Raw genomic sequence first — 15,990 nt, forward strand, 5'->3', positions numbered from 1 at the left:
GAGCCAATGCGGCCCGAGCGAAGCTTTCAAGCCGCCCGGGCCGCATGCCGGGAACTACCCCGCCCGCCTCTGGCGCCGGTGCAGCCGCGCCCGCCGGGCCAGCATGTTCATGCCTTCGACGAAGGCCGAGAACGCCATCGCCGCATAGATGTAGCCCTTCGGAACATGCGAGCCGAAGCCCTCCGCGATCAGCGTCATGCCGATCACCAGCAGGAAGCTGAGCGCGAGCATGACGATGGTGGGGTTTTGTTCGATGAATCTCGATAGCGGGGCCGCCGCGACCAGCATTGCGGCAACCGCCACGATCACGGCAATGTACATGATCGCCACATGACTGGTCATGCCCACGGCGGTGACGATGCTATCGATGGAGAACACGAGATCGAGCATCAGGATCTGGGCGATCGCGGCCCGAGGCGTCAGCATGGTGTGCGCGGCCGACACTGTCTCGTCCGCGAGTTCGTGCACATCGCCCGTGACGTTGTGGTGAATCTCCGTCGTCGCCTTCCACACGAGAAAGAGCCCACCGCTCAGCAGAACGAGATCACGCCACGAAAACGCATGGCCGAAGAGCGAAAGCGCGGGCTCCGTCAAGCGCGTGATCCACGCCACCGTGCCGAGCAAGGCAAGGCGCAACACGAGGGCGAGCGCGATGCCGATCCGCTGCGCCTTATAGCGATGCGTTGGCGGCAGTTTGTTGGTGACGATGGAAATGAACACGAGGTTGTCGATACCGAGCACCACTTCCATGGTGACGAGTGTCACCAGTGCGGCCCATGCGGCCGGGTCTGTGGCGAGAGCAAGAAGATTGTCCATGTTCACCATTGCCTCAATGATCGAACCTCAATGATCGAACCTCAGTGATCGAACCTCAGTGATCGAACCAGCGATATTGAACCGCGACCGTGACGATCTGATAGTTGCCTGCGGCACGGGTAACGAAGCCGCGCGACCAGGCGAGCTTCGCAGACCAGCCGTGGCCCAGCGGGACCGCGAGCGTCACGCCCCCGCGCGCATTGGCCTGGCCGGTGCCGGCCGGCCCGTCATTCACGCTGGTGGCGCCCCCCTGGGCATAGCCGGCATCGACGGCGAGCCAGAACCCCGGCCGAAAAGTGTAGCCGCCATGCAACTGTGTGACGATGAGCGGGGCCTGGTGTCTGATATGACCGTTGAAAAAGTCTCCGTTGTTCGTGAAGAACCATGCGCCGGCCGAAACCTCGAAAAACCAGTCTCCCCACGGTTGCGACAAGCCGATCTCCGGCTTGAACGCCCAACGGTTATTGCCGATGTTCACGAGATGCGACGGGACGTATTGGCCCGTCGGCGCCTGCACGGTCAGGCTCGCGCCGAGCGAAGTGACGGGTTTCGCCTGTGCGAACGCCTCCGGGGAAAGCGCGGGATTGCCGATCAGGTTCAGCGCGAAACGCAGTGTCGTGTCGCCGATGCCTGCGCGATGAATCTCCGTGGGCGCGCCAATGACGAGCCCGCTCATATTGCCGCTCATGAAGGGCTGCGCGAAGCCTATCGATGCCGTGCGGTTTGCGAGTGCGAACGTGCGCACGTAGCCGATCACGTAGGTACCGATTCGCGCGCTCACGCCCGATATCGGCAAGGACGGGTCGGTGAGCACGTCGCCGCTCACATGCGCGTAACCTGCGATGACGAAGTTCGTGCCAACGGGCGAAGCGGAATACGTCCGCGGCTCCAGCTCTTGCGCGTGCAGGGCATTTGCCCGCCAGAGCAAGACAGCGACGCAGAACCAGACACAACGCCAGTGAGCCGTTCGTCTGCTCATCGCGGTTCGATCCGATACGCCGGCTGATGCCCGGCACATGGGCGCGCCTGGACGGCGCGCCCGCAAGGTCACACGACAGCGTAGCAGCGTCCCGTTCAGAGCTGACCAGGTCTTTGGTCGGACTGCCAATGATCGGTCTCGCCCGCGCTCTTTCGACGAAGCGTTCCTTTCGATTTCGAGTCCTGTTCAATCCCCTTCCGGCATCTTCGACGAATGGTGGCTGGTGATCAGCCAGGTGTGCCCATTCCAGCCATAGGTGAACGTATAGCGCGCCTTGACCACGGTGCCGTCGGCGTACTTGAACGAGTACAGTCCCGCGTCTATGGCCGTGTTGCATTCGATCATGACAAAGCGGAAGTCGATCGTGCCGACGGGTTTGTGTTCAAGGAAATGCTTGAAATAGTCCTCCTTTTCCTCGACGCTCAAACGCGGCTTGTTCGATACGGTCGGCAGCAAGATCGAGCGCCGCGCATAGTTCGCGACGACCTTCGCCGGGTCGCCGGTTTTCAGCGAATCGTTCCAGCGATCGAACAGTGAGGCGATCTGCTTCTCCGTGGCGGGATGGCAGGCTTCGGTCTTCGCGTATGCCCCATGAAAGGCAACACCGAGCACGACAGCAACCGCGCACGGCCTCGACAGGCAGCTATTCATGATTGACCTCGATGAAAACCGAACGGCCCGCATGGCATGCGAGCGTCACTCGCGATCGCGATCGGGCACCTTGCTCCAGCCCGGCCCGGGGTCGAACGATTTCATGGCCTGCGCTTTCGCTGCACTGTCCGGCCCGAGATCGCGCTCATAAACCTGACCCGAATGGCTCACCATGAACGTCTTGATGCCCGTGTCGCCGTACTTGACCGGCCAGCCGATCACCGCGAAGCCGCCAAAGAGCTTGCCCTTCACGACGTAGTCGTAGGCGCCGCCGGGCGCGTTGGGTCCCTGTGACTCCAGCAGCTTGAAGCGGTACCCGTAATAACCGGCGTTCTGTGCATTGCGCGAACTCGCATCGACGAAGGCCGCGCCGAGCGGGCTCGCCGTCTCGTCGGGCCCGCTTGGCCAGTACAGGCCGTCTTGCTTGCCGGGCGAACTCACCAGCTTCGAGGCGTAGGCGAGCACGCCGGCACCGTCGTGATTGGTCTGCGCGTATTCGCGCTGCGCGTCGAAGATCGCGAGCATCGCCTGGATGACGGCCAGCTCGTTGCGGCCGATGCGCCGCAAGCGTATTTCCCGGGCGCCAGCCCGCGTATCGAAGTGCCATCCCTGCTCGCTCTTGACGAGCGGAACCGGGAACGTCCAGCCATCGTCGCCCACGACGATGTGCGCACGCCCGGGCTCGCCTGGCTCGACGGCATGGGACTTTGCCCACTCGGCGATGAACGTATCCCGCACCGGGGCGCCGAAGGGTGGGATCAGCTCCCGAAAGTCGTTGCCGAAGATCGTGCGCAACGCGTCCTCGCGGTCCTTGACGACGGCGTCGCCGAACGCGTTCATCGCAGCCTCGGGCGAGCTGAAGTTCTTCTGCGCGTGCGCGAGCGGCACCGTCGCGACCGACAGCGCGACGACCGCCGCGACGTTCGCGAACATCAGCGTGAGCCACTTTTGCATGTCTCGTGGACGAATGTTCATGGTTCGCTCCCTAGCGCCTGCCACCGCGTCCACCGCCGCCGCGCATGCCGCCTCCGCCCGCGGACCGGTTAAAGCCCGAGCCCTGCATGCTTCGGCTGCCCCGATCGAAATTGCGCTGCGAGGCGCTGCCGCTACCCCCGACGCCCGAGAACGCGCCGTCGCGCCCGCCGCCCCCACCGTATCCGCCGCCATAGCTCGCGCGATTGCCGCTATTGACGCGGTTCGCATCGCCGATGGAACTGCGACTGCCCATGCCGCCCGCGGATCGGTCCGCCACCGACGCGCGATTGCCTGCGCCGCTCACGTCCATGTTCCCAGCCCGGTTGCCCGCTCCCGGCCGGTCGGCCGTGGCCATGCGGTTGCCCGCCTCGGCCGTGCGCCCGCGATACTGGGACCGCCTGTCGGCCCCGGGTGCGCCGGCGAACTTGTCGCGCGTGGCGTTGTCGCGGTAGGCGACGCCCTGTCGATGGCCTGCATCGTGTTGCCAGCGGCCGCCGCCCCGCTCTCCGTTCTTGAGCTTCGAACTGTCGAAGTTGCGGTCGACGTTCCTGGCCCTGTCCGAGTTGATGTTGACGTCGTCTCCGCCCCAGCACGAATTGCAGTCCGCGAAGATCGCTCCGGCAGCAAGCAGGCCGACGCCGAAGGCGAGCCCCGCGCCCGGATAGTAGCCGGGGTAGTAGGCGGGATACGGCGGCCAGTAATAAGGCGGATAGGCCGGATAACCCCAACCGCCATACACCACGGTCGGGTCGTAGGCGGGCACATAGATCACCTGCGGATTGGCGGGCTCGATCTTCACGATGGTCTGCCCGCCGCCAGCGGGTGCCTGTTCGACGACCACGTTCTGCTGCTCGTTCGACTTCAGGTTGCCCGACTCCTGCGCCCGCGCCCGCAGCCTCTGCACCGCGGCGAACACGTCCTTTTGCTGGGCGAGGAACGCGTCGCCGAGCTTCTGTGTCCAGTCCAGCTTGTCGTACATCGGCTCCAGCACCTGGGGGAACGCCACCAGCGACTTCACGCTCGTGTCCCAGGTCTGATCCTGAACGGCCTGCACGGCGGCATCGCCCTTCATGTCCGGGTGCGCCTTCACCCAGCGCGCCGCATAGACGACTTCGAGCGGGTACGTGGACGCCATCAGAACCTGGGCCAGAACCGAGTCGGGATAGAGCGCGATCGGCGCGACCAGCGCCTCGATCTGCTCCGGCTTGTAGGGAGCCGGGCCATCAGGACTACTATCGGCAAAGACAGGCGCCGCCACCAGCATGGTGACCCACACGAGCGCGGACTTCATCCATCGTTGTTTCCAGTTGGTCATGTCCCCTCCGTGCGGCGGATATCGACGCGCGCAACGATGTCCCCCTCCAGCGGCGAAGCACGCCGCATGGGCCGTAGCGCGGCCCGCACCGCCTACCCGCCCAGCGCAATGATCGCCATCGTCAGCAGAACGCCGAGCGCGATCATGGCAAAGCCCGCCTTCATCGCCCCTGCCCCCGTGTAGCGCCCCAGCGCGCAGCCCGCGACGAAAAGTATTGCCAGGGTCAGCACGCGCGAGGCGATGAGTGCCGTCGTCACATCCTTGATGACCAGAAACGGCAGCGCGACCGGGAAGGTTCCCAGAACGACCAGCAAAAAGATGCCCAGCGCGCCGACGAAGTCATCGCGTCCAAGATTGGCTCGCGGCGGCAGCGTCGCGGCGGTCGCGAGACGTGCGCGGATCCGCTCGAGATCGGCGTCTTCGACGAGCGGCTCGAGCTTCTCGGGCAAGGCGTCGCGCAAGGCCCGCACGGCGGCCGCCTGGTCCTGCTCGCGCTTCACGGTCTGCGCGAGTTTCAGACGCTGCCCCCGATCGGCGAGCGTGCGCACGAGATACATCACGGCGTCGGCAAGGCCCCATGCGAGATTGCATCCGAGCGCGGCGAAGAACATCTTGTACCCTTCGTCGACGCCCGCGGTGACTGCCTTGACGGCGCCGACGAACGTCAGTGCCATGAAGAGCCCAAAACACAGCTCGCAGACGCGATCGACAGTATTGAGAATCGGCGTGCGCTGTTCGGGTTCGGCGTGTCCGGCTGGTGTGAGAGTGCTCATATGGCCTCGACTCAGGATAGACAAGGCAGACCTTGCTCGACATACCCGCGTGGAGCGCCGGTACGAACAGACATCGAAGGCCGGCAGCTCACATCGTTCGCGACGACTTCGGATGCGGCGCGCCGCGTCACTCGCGGCGCGCGATGGCATCCATGGCGCGGAGCACCACCGGATCCGCTTTCGGCCAGCAGGAAGCGGCGCTGGCCGCGACACTGGCGTCACCGTCCATGCCCAGCGCGAATATGCGCGCCGGGCGACCACCCGCGGAACGCGGCGTGCGTCGCGCGATGCGCACCTCGTGATTCGCCAGCAATTCCCGCAACGCCCGCTGCACCTCGCGCTGCCCGGCGCCCAGTTCCTGCGCCATCTGCGGCGCCGTCAGCTCCCGGTCGCCGGACAGCAGCGCAGCAATCGCCCCGGCAAGTCCCTGCGACTGGCTGTGCTCCGCCGGGATGCTGCGTCGCCTTTGCCTGCGAGTGTCCATCGGGCGAGGCGGCACCCGCTTCGCCCGGACCGCCAGATGCGCTTTGACGCCTTCGCGGTTGCCATTTCCCTCGGGCGTGGCACTGGCACGCGATCCGCTAGTACGAGCCGTTCGGCAGCGCTGGTCGATATCGATCCGGCAGAATGGGCTTGCAAAGATCTCGTGCAGATGCGCGTCGTGAAATCGTGAACACAGCGCACGCCTGATGGCTTCCCAGTCGTCGAAGATTCCGCTGTCCGCAAGCTCGAAGGCCCGCCGGCGGATGATCTCCCGACATTCCGTTGAATCGATACCGTCGCTCTCTTTCATCTCGCTTTCCCATGACTGCGTCCCCCCGCCCCCGCGGGGCATTCGGGGCAATGTGACGTGGCATACGCGCGGTGCGCGATATGGCCGGCGAGCGTCCCCGGCAACGCGACGAGTCGCGTGACACCGTGACCGCCTGCACGGCGCGATTTCAGGGATCAGGTTAAGCATGCGGAGCCAAAGGCGATATCGGACTTTCGTCCGATACATCGCCGCTGCCGTTTCGATAGTGGTTTGCAGTAGTGACCCGTTGCGCTTTGTCTATGCTTACGTTGATCGACAACAGCTCGGTCTGTTGCGCAGCAATCAAGTCGGCCGGACTGATGAAGGCTATTTGTAAGACTCGATGTCCCCAGGGTAGGTACTTATCGCAACGGCCGACGCTCTGTTCCATTGCCGCCACGAGCAACCTCAAGCACCGCTTGCCCTCTCGGTCGCCCAAGGTACCGGACCTTCGTCAGATGGTTGCGAGTTCAACGACCTGTGCCGAGGCCTTTGCCCGCGGCGCTTCGCGCCGCCATCACGGACGAAGCTCAGGCGTATCGAGACCACTGGCGACAAGCATGCGTACCAGCTCGGCGAGCGAAGCCGCTTTCATCTTCTCCCTCACCCGTCCCCGGTGAATCTCGACGGTTTTCTCCGCTGTACCAAGCTCATCGGCGACGAACTTGTTCATCCGCCCCGTCGCCACGAGCGCCATCACCTCACGCTCGCGCGGTGTCGGCCTGTCGATGCGCCGCTGAACCGTTCGCGCTGCCCGAACAGACGTTGCGCAAGCGCGACCGCTGCCCGGGCCGTGGCGCCGATCAGCACGGTGGCCTCAGGGTTCGATGTGTTCCGGCGCTGGATTCCGGCTTCCGGGGGTACCATAATCAGTTCAATGACTGGGTAACAAGCGCTGGGCAAAAGGGCCGCCTGGGGACGCCATTTTGGTTCCCGTGGCGTCATTGAGCGCGGGCTTTCCGCGCGCCGGCGACATCACTCCGCCAGAGCCGTGGCTCGCGCGCTGGCGCACTGGTGCCGATGAGGTTGACGCACGCGGCTGGCATGCTCGTGCTGCCTGTTCGGCATGCCGCAGACAACGAGCCACGCTGACTATCGTCGTGTAGGGGATCGTTGCCATGCGTTTCGGCTCCCTGGCTCATCTCGTTGCGGGTCTCCTTTGCGCGTTTGCCCTGGGCGGGGCGATTGCGACCGTCAACCCGCCCGCGCCGGCGTCTGTGCGTCCTCCTGCGACGAGGCAACTGAGCCTGAGCAACAAACCCTGGCGGGGCGACTTCGACGGCATGCTGGAGCGCCGCTGGATCCGGGTGCTGGTGCCCTACAGCCGCACGCTCTATTTCGTCGACAAAGGCCAGGAGCGTGGCCTGACGGCCGAGCTCGTACGCGATTTCGAGCGCTATGTGAACGATACCTACGCCGACCGTCTCGGCAAGCGCCCGCTCACCGTGGTCCTGATCCCCACCACACGCGACCGGCTGCTGCCGGACCTCAATGCTGGCCTGGGCGACATCGCGGCGGGAAATCTCACGGTGACCGATGAGCGGCTGAAGCTGGTCGACTTCGTGGCCCAGATCGAGGGTAACGACGTGCGGGAGGTGGTGGTGACGGGGCCCAAGTCCCCGGTGCTCGCCACGGTGGATGACCTTGCCGGCAAGACGGTGCACGTGCGCCGCTCGTCGAGCTATTACGAGAGCCTGAGCGCACTTGACAGACAATTCCGCGCAAACCGCAAGCCGCCGATCAAGCTGGTGCTGCTGCCCGATGCACTAGAAGACGAGGATGCGCTCGAAATGCTCAACGCAGGCCTGCTGCAGATCCTCGTTGTCGATAACTGGAAGGCCGATATGTGGGCGCAGGTTCTGCCGAACATCACGGTACACGACGATCTTGCCGTGCGAAGCGAAGGTAAAACCGGCTGGGCGATCCGCAGGAACAGCCCACAGTTGCGGGACGCCATCAGCGGTTTCGACAAGAACTATGTCGATCTTCGCAGCGTTGCCGAGTACCGTCTCGAACAGTACATGCGCCGCTTCAGGCAGATCTCCAACAGCGCCAGGGCGGCCGGGTTGAAGCGCTTTGAACAGACCCTGGCGATTTTCCGGCAGTACGGTAACCAGTACAGGTTCGATCCGCTGATGCTCGCTGCACAGGGGTTCCAGGAGTCGAGGCTCGACCAGCGTGCACGAAGCCCCGCCGGCGCGATCGGCATCATGCAGATCACGCCCGCGACGGGCAAGCAGATGGACGTAGGCAATATCAGGGTGACGGAGTCGAACATTCACGCCGGCGCAAAATACATGGATCATTTAATGACCCGCTATTTTCCCGACGCCCATTTCAGCGAGGATGACCGGTCACTGTTCGCCTTCGCGAGCTACAACGCGGGCCCGGCCAACATCGCCAGAATGCGCAAGGAGGCGGCAAAGCGGGGGCTTGATCCCAACAAGTGGTTCAACAACGTGGAGATCGTCGTCGGTGAAAAGATCGGCATGGAGACGACCACATACGTTCGCAACATCTACAAGTATTACACCTCGTACCGCCTGATCACCCAGGCCGAGGCGAGCCGATCGAGGGCGATGGCGAAGGCGCGGCAGTAAGACGAGCGGCTCCCGGTTACTGCGTCAAAGTCCATGTTCGTCAGTTCCCCTCTCACTCGGCTACTGTTGGATTCAAAAATGCGACCCTTGCGGTTCGCGCCCGCTAACTGATTTTGTGGTGGGTGACCACGCCATTCAGCCTGAGAAAGTGTTCTTCACGTCGTCCCCTCAACATGGCCAGGTCCGTTCGCAAGACCGTTCGCACTTCGTCGAGCCACGGCACCAGGAAGTCTTCAGCGCCGCCCTCCATCTCCGCAAGGCGGTCCACGCGGGCCCTGATCTCGGCATCGAGATTCAGCATGGCCACCAGCAGGTCCTCGCTACGTTGCCGCATCGTCTTCGCTCCATGTCATCATCTGGTTTTTCACTTTCGCATGATTCGTGAAGCAATCCAGCTCAAGTGCGGGGTTCATGTCTCGCTTCTTCACGTGCCGCGCGTGTGTGACACGCGACGCCTTCAAATCCGGCTTTTTTTGCTTTCAGGAGGCCGCAATTCAGCCATTCCGCAGCCGAATCGGTAGCTGTCGTTCGAAAGCAAGTAAGTCACCCATTTTTTTCCGAGACAGTTCAATCCGTTTGTCATTCCGCGCCAAGCGGCACGACAAGCATGGTTCGGGAAGTCGGCACTGCTGACGGTCGGGTCCAGGGTCCGTGTTCGTCCGCGGCACTGCGTTTCGCGCAATTCCCGAGCGCCACCATCGCATGAAAGGCTGCGGAGACCGGGTCCGTCGTGGGCGACGTTCTCGCAGTGCCCGTCGATCGTTGTGTGCGTGGCGTTCGGTCTTTGACGGGAGCCAGGCCACGCTTGAAATGGCGCTCGCCACTTCGGCTGTCGCGGTGTGAAACATGCAGGTCGCCGCTCAACGCTAATGTCCTGAGCGCGTTTGTTAATCGCCGGCCAGCGACACCCGAGGCGGCGGCTAGCTGCGCGACGCTCCGTTGCGCTCCATCCGCCAGCACGCTCAGTAGTCGCGCTTCCAGCGTCCCGACTAACCGTTGCTCTGTCGTCATCTCCCCTCCGTCACTCAAGTTGATAAGTCAACTATAAATGACACTGTAAGGAATTTGTATGCGTCGGTGTGTCGCCAATGCCTGTTTAAATCGGGCTGTCTGAATTGTCGGAGCGACGTGGCGCAAGAATAGCGGGCAGCATGGAGCTTTAAAGCGATGCAGTGCTGCTACGGTCATAGCACTCGTTGTGTCTGGCGCTCATGCAGGCGGATTCGATCACGAGGTCGCCCACGACAACAGCGGTATCTGGAACAGAAATGTTCAGCTTGCGCTGGAACGATTGCGCAGGATACGGCCTCGAGCGTCGTGGCCCCCCACATCATTTCGATGGGTCATAAGCTCGGTCTGGAAATCGTCGCCGAGGGCGTGGAGTCCGGCGCCCAGGCGGAGTGGCTCCGCGAGCGAGGCGTTCAGTACGGACAGGCTGGTATTTCGCGAAGGCAATGACGGCCGATGAACTCGTGATCTGGGTCGTCAAGCATCGCGCGCGGCATGAGGCAGGCAGCCTGCCCACCATGTAGTTGTGCCGATCGTTTGTCTGGTGCAGGCGTTGCTGGCCGCGCGAACGACCGCCAGCCCTGGTGGCTTCAACCGGTCGAAGCGCCAGGGCAGAGGCCGCACGAACGCGCCTGGCCCAATCGCAGGCGCCCGGCGCTCACCGTCACCTCGCGGCCGCAGTCGCACCGGCAAACCCACAGACCGTCGCCGGCGTAGCGATCCGTCGTGAGCTGGCCGAACACCTCGCCGCCCCGCAGCGCAGGCGAACCGGGACGCGACCGCCACACGCGCCGCTGTGCACGGCAGCCGCAATCGCGCGTTTGGCCGCCCTCCACTGCGTCCAGCCCGGCGCTCACGTAATTCCCGCAGCGGCACTTCCAGAGCCACACCCCGGCGCCGCGATACTGGAGCGCCACGAGATCGCCGAAGCTGCGACCCGTGACATCGCGACTCGGCGGGAAGGGCCATTCGGGAGGCAAAGGGGGACGGATACGCTGGTTCACGAAAGTTCGATGGGATTCGGCATGTACATGCAAGTGTAACCGCCGGCTCCCCGCCAAGCGCGCGGCTCATCACGGCGAAACCGGTTGGTTAGCGTTAACGCTGGAAATGATGCACAATCGCCCGTCACAAGAAATCCACTGAAGGGATACGGGAAATGCGTCCTGTGCGGACCTCCATACGTGCGATCAGGGTAGCCGTCGCCGCGCTCTGCGCGATCGCCTCGACGGCTGGTTGCGCGCACAACCAGATGCCGGTTCCACAAGAGGCGGCGGCGCTGGCGCAACCGTTGCCACCGCTGAAAAACGTGATGGCGGCGCACTTCAAGATCGGCGCGGCGATCGAAACCGATTCGATCGACAGTCCCGCCGACGCTGCGCTACTGGCCGCGCAGTTCTCCAGCCTGACAGCGGAGAACAAGATGAAGCCAGGCACGATCGGCGTGGCCGAGGGCAAATACAACTTCGAACCGGCCGACAGGATCGTCGCGTTCGCTCAGGCGCACGGCATCGCGGTGCGCGGCCACACGCTCGTATGGCACTTCCAGAACGCCAACTGGAAGGAGGCGCCGGACTGGTTCTTCGCCGGCAATGCGAACGATCCGCACTACCGCGATATCGTCGCCGCGCGGCTTGAACGCTATGTCACCGACGTCGTCGCGCACTTCCGCGGCAAGGTCTATGCGTGGGACGTCGTCAACGAAGTGATCAGCGACGATCCGCAACACGTCTATCGCGAAGACAGTCCGTGGTACCGCGCACTCGGTAAGGACTACATTGCAATCGCGTTCCGTGCCGCGCGTGCGGCCGACCCGAACGTCAAGCTCTACATCAACGAGTACGGCACCGACGACCCGGGCAAGCGCGCGAAGCTGCTGGCGGTCATACGTGATCTACGCGCGCAGGGCGTGCCGATCGACGGCGTCGGGCATCAGATGCATATCAGCGTCGGCTGGCCGCCGCTGCCGAACATCAAGCAGGCCTTCGACGAAGTCGCCGCGCTCGGACTCGAAAACCAGGTCACGGAACTCGACGTGAGTCTCTATTCCGACCCGGGCGAATGCTGGCACGATCCGAAAGCGTGTCTTCCGGATCTCGGCAATCCGGTCCCGAGCGACATTCTGCGCGCGCAGGCGCAACGCTATCGCGCGCTGTTCGACCTGTTCGAGCAGGAGCCGAGCATCAAGGCCGTTACGCTCTGGGGCTATTCGGACAAGCACACCTGGCTCACGTCGACGCCCGTGCCGCGAACCAATCTGCCACTGCTGTTCGACGCGGATCTGCAGCCGAAACCCGCGCTGCGGGCGATCGTCGACGCCTCGTATCGACCTTGATATGGGTCCAGATGCTTGCCCCTAGGACCTAGGTCCGATTGACCGTGCATCCACACGTGGCAACCTTCGAGAAAGTTGTCCGCCTGCTCACGCAATAGCGTGTGTCGCGCCGCTCGCGCGCGCCCTCCCGGCGCTGATTGGGCGAGAGAACGGGACGCACGCCGCACCTGCACGTACCAGACCAACAGGGGAAACCTGATGCGAGCCTGCCGATATGTGGTGCTTTGCGCCTTGCCCTTCATGATCGTCGGCTGCAACACGCCGCCGATACCGCCGGGCAAGCCGGTCGATATCCCGACTGCGCTCGGGCAGGTTCTCGAGGGTCTGTGCAACTTCAAGAAAGATCAGGCTGGCCGGAAACAGGATCTGGGCTTTGCCGTCGACTCCGTCACGGTGGAGCTCGACCTGACCGTCGACGGCGCGCGGACGCCCGCCGTGGCGGTCGCGCCGGATATCCAGTTCATTCCGACGGTTAGCTATGGGCAAATCATCACGGCGAACAGGGGGAGCAGACTGACCCTCACGTTCAAGAACACCGGCAGCGGCGGTCACGGCGGCTGCGACGTCATGGCACCCGTCAAGTAGCGACTATCCTCGCTCGCCATGGCCTATGGCTCAGTGCGAGCAAGACGGCTCGATCGAGGTCTCCAATGGGTCTGCTTACCTGGTTGTTTGGCTCAAAGACCGGCGCGAACACCGGTTCAGACGACGCGGCTTCCGATCGAAGCGGCAAGCGGGGCGCTAGCGCGCGTCTCGACGCGATGATGGATCGCGCAGTCGCGATGCATCCCCGTCTGCAACTCGCACGGCATTACGAGGAGCGCCTGAGGAGCGCCATGTCCGTTTCCCTCGGCCACATCGACGATTTGATCCGTCTGCTGCCTGCGCCCCACGAGGCCAGCATGGCGGCCTGGGCTCACGATCCGTTGATCCGCACGTTCTTCGCGACGCCCGACGACATACCCAAGGCGTTCAGCCGCTCGGAAGAATTGCAGGCGCATTTCGCGCAGCATCCGGACGCGACGCAAGCCTACGCGACGCTCGGGATGGCGATGTTCGAGCGTCACGTGCTGGGCGTCGCGCTCGAAGGCGACGCCGTGCGCCACGACGTGACCCAGACCACACTGTGTTTCACCGATCATCGCATCCCCATCTGCGGCACGAGCGATGCCGGGCTGCGTGAGGAAATGACGCGCCGGCTGATCGATCAACTCGCGCTAGAAGGGCTGGCCAGACTCGCCGCCGATCGACGCGACCTGGTGGCAAAAGGTCGAGAGCTTCTCGAAGCGCGCGTGAAGTTGCTCGAACGCCAGGGCGTGGGCATGCGCTCCGTGGTCGGAGCGGCACCGGCTGCCGATTCGAAAGAACTGCTGGATTTGCAGGCGCAAATCGAAAAGAACGCAGGCGAACTTGCTGCCCTTCGCGCGCCGACGGAAGTCATCGAGCTCGAACTGGACCGGGTCTGCGACGTGTTCTCCCACCCAGCCGATCATATCTATGTCGAAAAGCGCTGCGTGCGTCTGGATTTGATGAACGTGGTGAGGACCGACGACACGCAGGCGAGCCGCGAAATCGAGTTTCGTGTCGCGCGCGTTCCGGGCGATCCGCCCACCATGCGCGCGTTCACGCTCGTCCGCTTTCCCCGCGCCGAACTTCTGCCCGCCGGATTGCATATCGACGCGGCAACGCGCGCGATTTGAAAGCGTGCAGCAACGCACCGGCGCGCGCCCGGTGCGAATGCCTCGCCCGCCTACGCCATGATGTGAACCCCGCCGTCCACATAGAGCGTCTCACCCGACAATCGCCGGGCATAGGGTGTCGCGAGAAACGCGCAGGTGAAGCCGACGTCCATGATGTCGACGAGTTCGCCGAGCGGCGCGCGTTCCGCCGCTTGCGTGAGCAGCACGTCGAAGTCCTTCAACCCCGATGCGGCGCGCGTTTTCAGGGGCCCCGGCGATACGGCGTGCACACGGATCTGCTGCGGACCCAGCTCGTACGCCAGATAGCGCGTGCACGCCTCCAGCGCCGCCTTGACCGGACCCATCACGTTGTAGTTGGGGACGACCTTGTTCGCGCCGTGATAGCTCATCGCGAACATGGCGCCGCCGTTCTTCATCAGCGGCGCCGCGAGGCGCGCCATGCGCACGAACGAATGGCATGAAATGTCCATGGCCGCAGCGAAGCCCTCGGCCGAACAGTTCAGCAGGCCGCCCTGCAAATCGTGCTTCGGCGCCCACGCGATGGAATGCACGAGCATGTCGAGCTCGCCCCATTCACGCGCAATGCGCTCGAATACCGCCTCCAGCTCGCCGTGTTGCGACACGTTCAGCGGCATGAAAATAGGCGCGTCGAGTTCTTTTGCCAGCGGCGCCACGTGCGGCTTTGCCTTCTCGTCGGCATAGGTGATCGCGAGCTCGGCACCCAGCTCGCGGAACGCCTTGGCGCAGCCATAGGCAATCGAATGTTCGTTGGCGATGCCCGTCACCAGCGCCTTCTTTCCCTTCAGGACCGGATTTTGCGTGCTCAGGTTCATCGGACATTCCCTCGGCAGTCATGCAGATTCACGCGATACCCGCCACGTCGCGCGTGTGGCGGGCGATCATGAGTTCTTCGTTGGTCGGTATGACCCAGACGGCGACCTTGCTCGATGCGGTGCTGATGCAAGGGCCGCCCGATTCGTTCGCACTGCTGTCAATCTCCACGCCGCACCAGCGGGCCTGTTCGCAGGCCCGCCGCCGGATCTCGGCGGAGTGTTCGCCGATACCCGCCGTGAACACCAGCGCGTCGAGCCCTTGCAGCGCGGCGGCGAGCGAACCCAGCTCGCGTCCGATGCGATACGCGTACAGATCGATGGCGAAGGCCGCGCGCGGGTCGTCGCTGGCCAGCAGGGTGCGCATGTCGCCCGAAATGCCCGAAACGCCGAGCAGCCCCGAGTGGCGATACAGCAGGTCCTCGACACCGCGCGTATCCATCTTCAGCGCATCGAGCAGATAGAGGATCACGCCTGGATCGAGGTTGCCGCTGCGGGTGCCCATCGGCAGTCCATCGAGCGCGGTGAAGCCCATCGTGCTCGCGACACTGCGGCCCGCGGCCATCGCGCACAGACTCGCGCCATTGCCGAGGTGCGCGACGACGGTGCGGCCCTTCGCGGCATCGGGCGCCACGTCGGGCAGGGTTCGCGCGATGTATTCATAAGACAGACCGTGGAAGCCATATCGACGCACGCCTTGCTCCGTCAACGCCGCCGGCAGCGCAAAGGTGGAAGCGAGCGCTGGCTGCGTCGCATGAAACGCGGTGTCGAAACACGCCACCTGCGGCATGTCCGGGTCGCGCGCGGCGATGACACGAATCGGCTTCAGGTTGTGGGGCTGGTGCAGCGGCGCGAGCGGGATGAGCTTCTCGAGTTCGTCCAGCACGGCCGGTGTCGCGGCCACGGGCTGCGAGAATGCCTGGCCGCCATGCACCACGCGATGCCCGATGGCTACGACACGGTTGCCCTCGCGGTGGCTGCGCAGGAATTCACCGATGTAAGCAACGGCCTCCTCATGTTCGAGGTGGCCCGCGCCCCAGTCCTTGTCTCCGGTCTGGTGGCCATGTCCATCGAACGCGACGAAACGCGGCGCCGATAGCAGCCCTTCGATCTGCCCGCGCATGATGAGCCCGAGCGTCTCCGACTGCATATCGAATGCGCTGAACTTGATGCTCGATGAACCCGCATTGAGTACGAGAATGACGTCGGCCATCG

Annotated in this window: 17 protein-coding genes; 5 read left to right on the forward strand and 12 right to left on the reverse strand. The window is 64.0% G+C overall.

Annotated elements, in window-relative coordinates; translation table 11 throughout:
* Positions 1-54 precede the first annotated feature (54 nt).
* The 8 genes from VSR34_RS30440 to VSR34_RS30475 all read right to left on the reverse strand — a co-directional run bounded on the left by VSR34_RS30440 (position 55) and on the right by VSR34_RS30475 (position 6,975).
* Positions 55-816: a TerC family protein gene (locus VSR34_RS30440; protein WP_028213652.1), complete on the reverse strand. Its 762-nt coding sequence runs from the start codon at positions 814-816 to the stop codon at positions 55-57.
* 55 nt (positions 817-871) lie between these two features.
* Positions 872-1,795, reverse strand: coding sequence for a transporter (locus tag VSR34_RS30445; protein ID WP_342964357.1), 924 nt, complete (start codon positions 1,793-1,795; stop codon positions 872-874).
* Between the two features lie 186 nt (positions 1,796-1,981).
* The gene (locus VSR34_RS30450) at positions 1,982-2,446 is read right to left on the reverse strand and encodes a protein kinase (RefSeq protein WP_342964358.1); all 465 of its coding nucleotides are present in this window, start codon (positions 2,444-2,446) and stop codon (positions 1,982-1,984) included.
* Between the two features lie 45 nt (positions 2,447-2,491).
* Positions 2,492-3,421, reverse strand: a complete 930-nt coding sequence (locus tag VSR34_RS30455) for a DUF2950 domain-containing protein (protein ID WP_081723678.1) — start codon at positions 3,419-3,421, stop codon at positions 2,492-2,494.
* A gap of 10 nt (positions 3,422-3,431) precedes the next feature.
* Positions 3,432-4,736, reverse strand: coding sequence for a DUF3300 domain-containing protein (locus VSR34_RS30460; protein ID WP_342964359.1), 1,305 nt, complete (start codon positions 4,734-4,736; stop codon positions 3,432-3,434).
* Between the two features lie 92 nt (positions 4,737-4,828).
* On the reverse strand, positions 4,829-5,509 hold the full coding sequence (locus VSR34_RS30465; RefSeq protein WP_028213647.1) for a VIT1/CCC1 transporter family protein: 681 nt from the start codon (positions 5,507-5,509) through the stop codon (positions 4,829-4,831).
* Between the two features lie 127 nt (positions 5,510-5,636).
* The gene (locus VSR34_RS30470) at positions 5,637-6,302 is read right to left on the reverse strand and encodes a hypothetical protein (protein WP_028213646.1); all 666 of its coding nucleotides are present in this window, start codon (positions 6,300-6,302) and stop codon (positions 5,637-5,639) included.
* A gap of 517 nt (positions 6,303-6,819) precedes the next feature.
* Positions 6,820-6,975 (reverse strand): LuxR C-terminal-related transcriptional regulator, encoded by a 156-nt coding sequence (locus VSR34_RS30475; protein WP_342964360.1) that lies wholly within the window; start codon positions 6,973-6,975, stop codon positions 6,820-6,822.
* Between the two features lie 445 nt (positions 6,976-7,420).
* Here VSR34_RS30475 and VSR34_RS30480 point away from each other — a divergent pair, with 445 nt between their 5' ends.
* Positions 7,421-8,902, forward strand: coding sequence for a transporter substrate-binding domain-containing protein (locus VSR34_RS30480; RefSeq protein ID WP_036047463.1), 1,482 nt, complete (start codon positions 7,421-7,423; stop codon positions 8,900-8,902).
* 103 nt (positions 8,903-9,005) lie between these two features.
* Here the strand turns inward: VSR34_RS30480 and VSR34_RS30485 are convergent, their stop codons facing one another.
* The gene (locus VSR34_RS30485) at positions 9,006-9,236 is read right to left on the reverse strand and encodes a hypothetical protein (RefSeq protein WP_028233148.1); all 231 of its coding nucleotides are present in this window, start codon (positions 9,234-9,236) and stop codon (positions 9,006-9,008) included.
* Between the two features lie 1,004 nt (positions 9,237-10,240).
* Between VSR34_RS30485 and VSR34_RS30490 the strand changes: the two genes are divergently transcribed.
* On the forward strand, positions 10,241-10,360 hold the full coding sequence (locus VSR34_RS30490; protein ID WP_342964370.1) for a hypothetical protein: 120 nt from the start codon (positions 10,241-10,243) through the stop codon (positions 10,358-10,360).
* Between the two features lie 140 nt (positions 10,361-10,500).
* Here the strand turns inward: VSR34_RS30490 and VSR34_RS30495 are convergent, their stop codons facing one another.
* The gene (locus tag VSR34_RS30495) at positions 10,501-10,914 is read right to left on the reverse strand and encodes a hypothetical protein (protein WP_154671558.1); all 414 of its coding nucleotides are present in this window, start codon (positions 10,912-10,914) and stop codon (positions 10,501-10,503) included.
* A 155-nt stretch (positions 10,915-11,069) separates the two neighbouring features.
* Here VSR34_RS30495 and VSR34_RS30500 point away from each other — a divergent pair, with 155 nt between their 5' ends.
* The 3 genes from VSR34_RS30500 (at position 11,070) to VSR34_RS30510 (ending at position 13,945) form a co-directional block, all read left to right on the forward strand.
* Positions 11,070-12,245 (forward strand): endo-1,4-beta-xylanase, encoded by a 1,176-nt coding sequence (locus tag VSR34_RS30500; protein WP_051391042.1) that lies wholly within the window; start codon positions 11,070-11,072, stop codon positions 12,243-12,245.
* 240 nt (positions 12,246-12,485) lie between these two features.
* On the forward strand, positions 12,486-12,830 hold the full coding sequence (locus VSR34_RS30505) for a hypothetical protein (RefSeq protein ID WP_081716141.1): 345 nt from the start codon (positions 12,486-12,488) through the stop codon (positions 12,828-12,830).
* Positions 12,831-12,895: 65 nt separating this feature from the next.
* Positions 12,896-13,945 carry a hypothetical protein gene (locus tag VSR34_RS30510; protein ID WP_063625099.1) on the forward strand — a complete coding sequence of 350 codons (1,050 nt, stop codon included), beginning with the start codon at positions 12,896-12,898 and terminating at the stop codon, positions 13,943-13,945.
* 50 nt (positions 13,946-13,995) lie between these two features.
* Here VSR34_RS30510 and fabI read toward each other — a convergent pair whose 3' ends face one another.
* A complete protein-coding gene (fabI, locus tag VSR34_RS30515; protein ID WP_342964361.1) occupies positions 13,996-14,778 on the reverse strand; it encodes an enoyl-ACP reductase FabI in 783 nt (260 codons plus the stop codon).
* 28 nt (positions 14,779-14,806) lie between these two features.
* Positions 14,807-15,988, reverse strand: coding sequence for an acetate/propionate family kinase (locus VSR34_RS30520; RefSeq protein WP_028213639.1), 1,182 nt, complete (start codon positions 15,986-15,988; stop codon positions 14,807-14,809).
* Between the last annotated feature and the right edge of the window lie 2 nt (positions 15,989-15,990).

The organism is Paraburkholderia sp. JHI2823 (genome assembly GCF_038900695.1).
In the GTDB taxonomy this organism is placed as follows: domain Bacteria; phylum Pseudomonadota; class Gammaproteobacteria; order Burkholderiales; family Burkholderiaceae; genus Paraburkholderia; species Paraburkholderia mimosarum.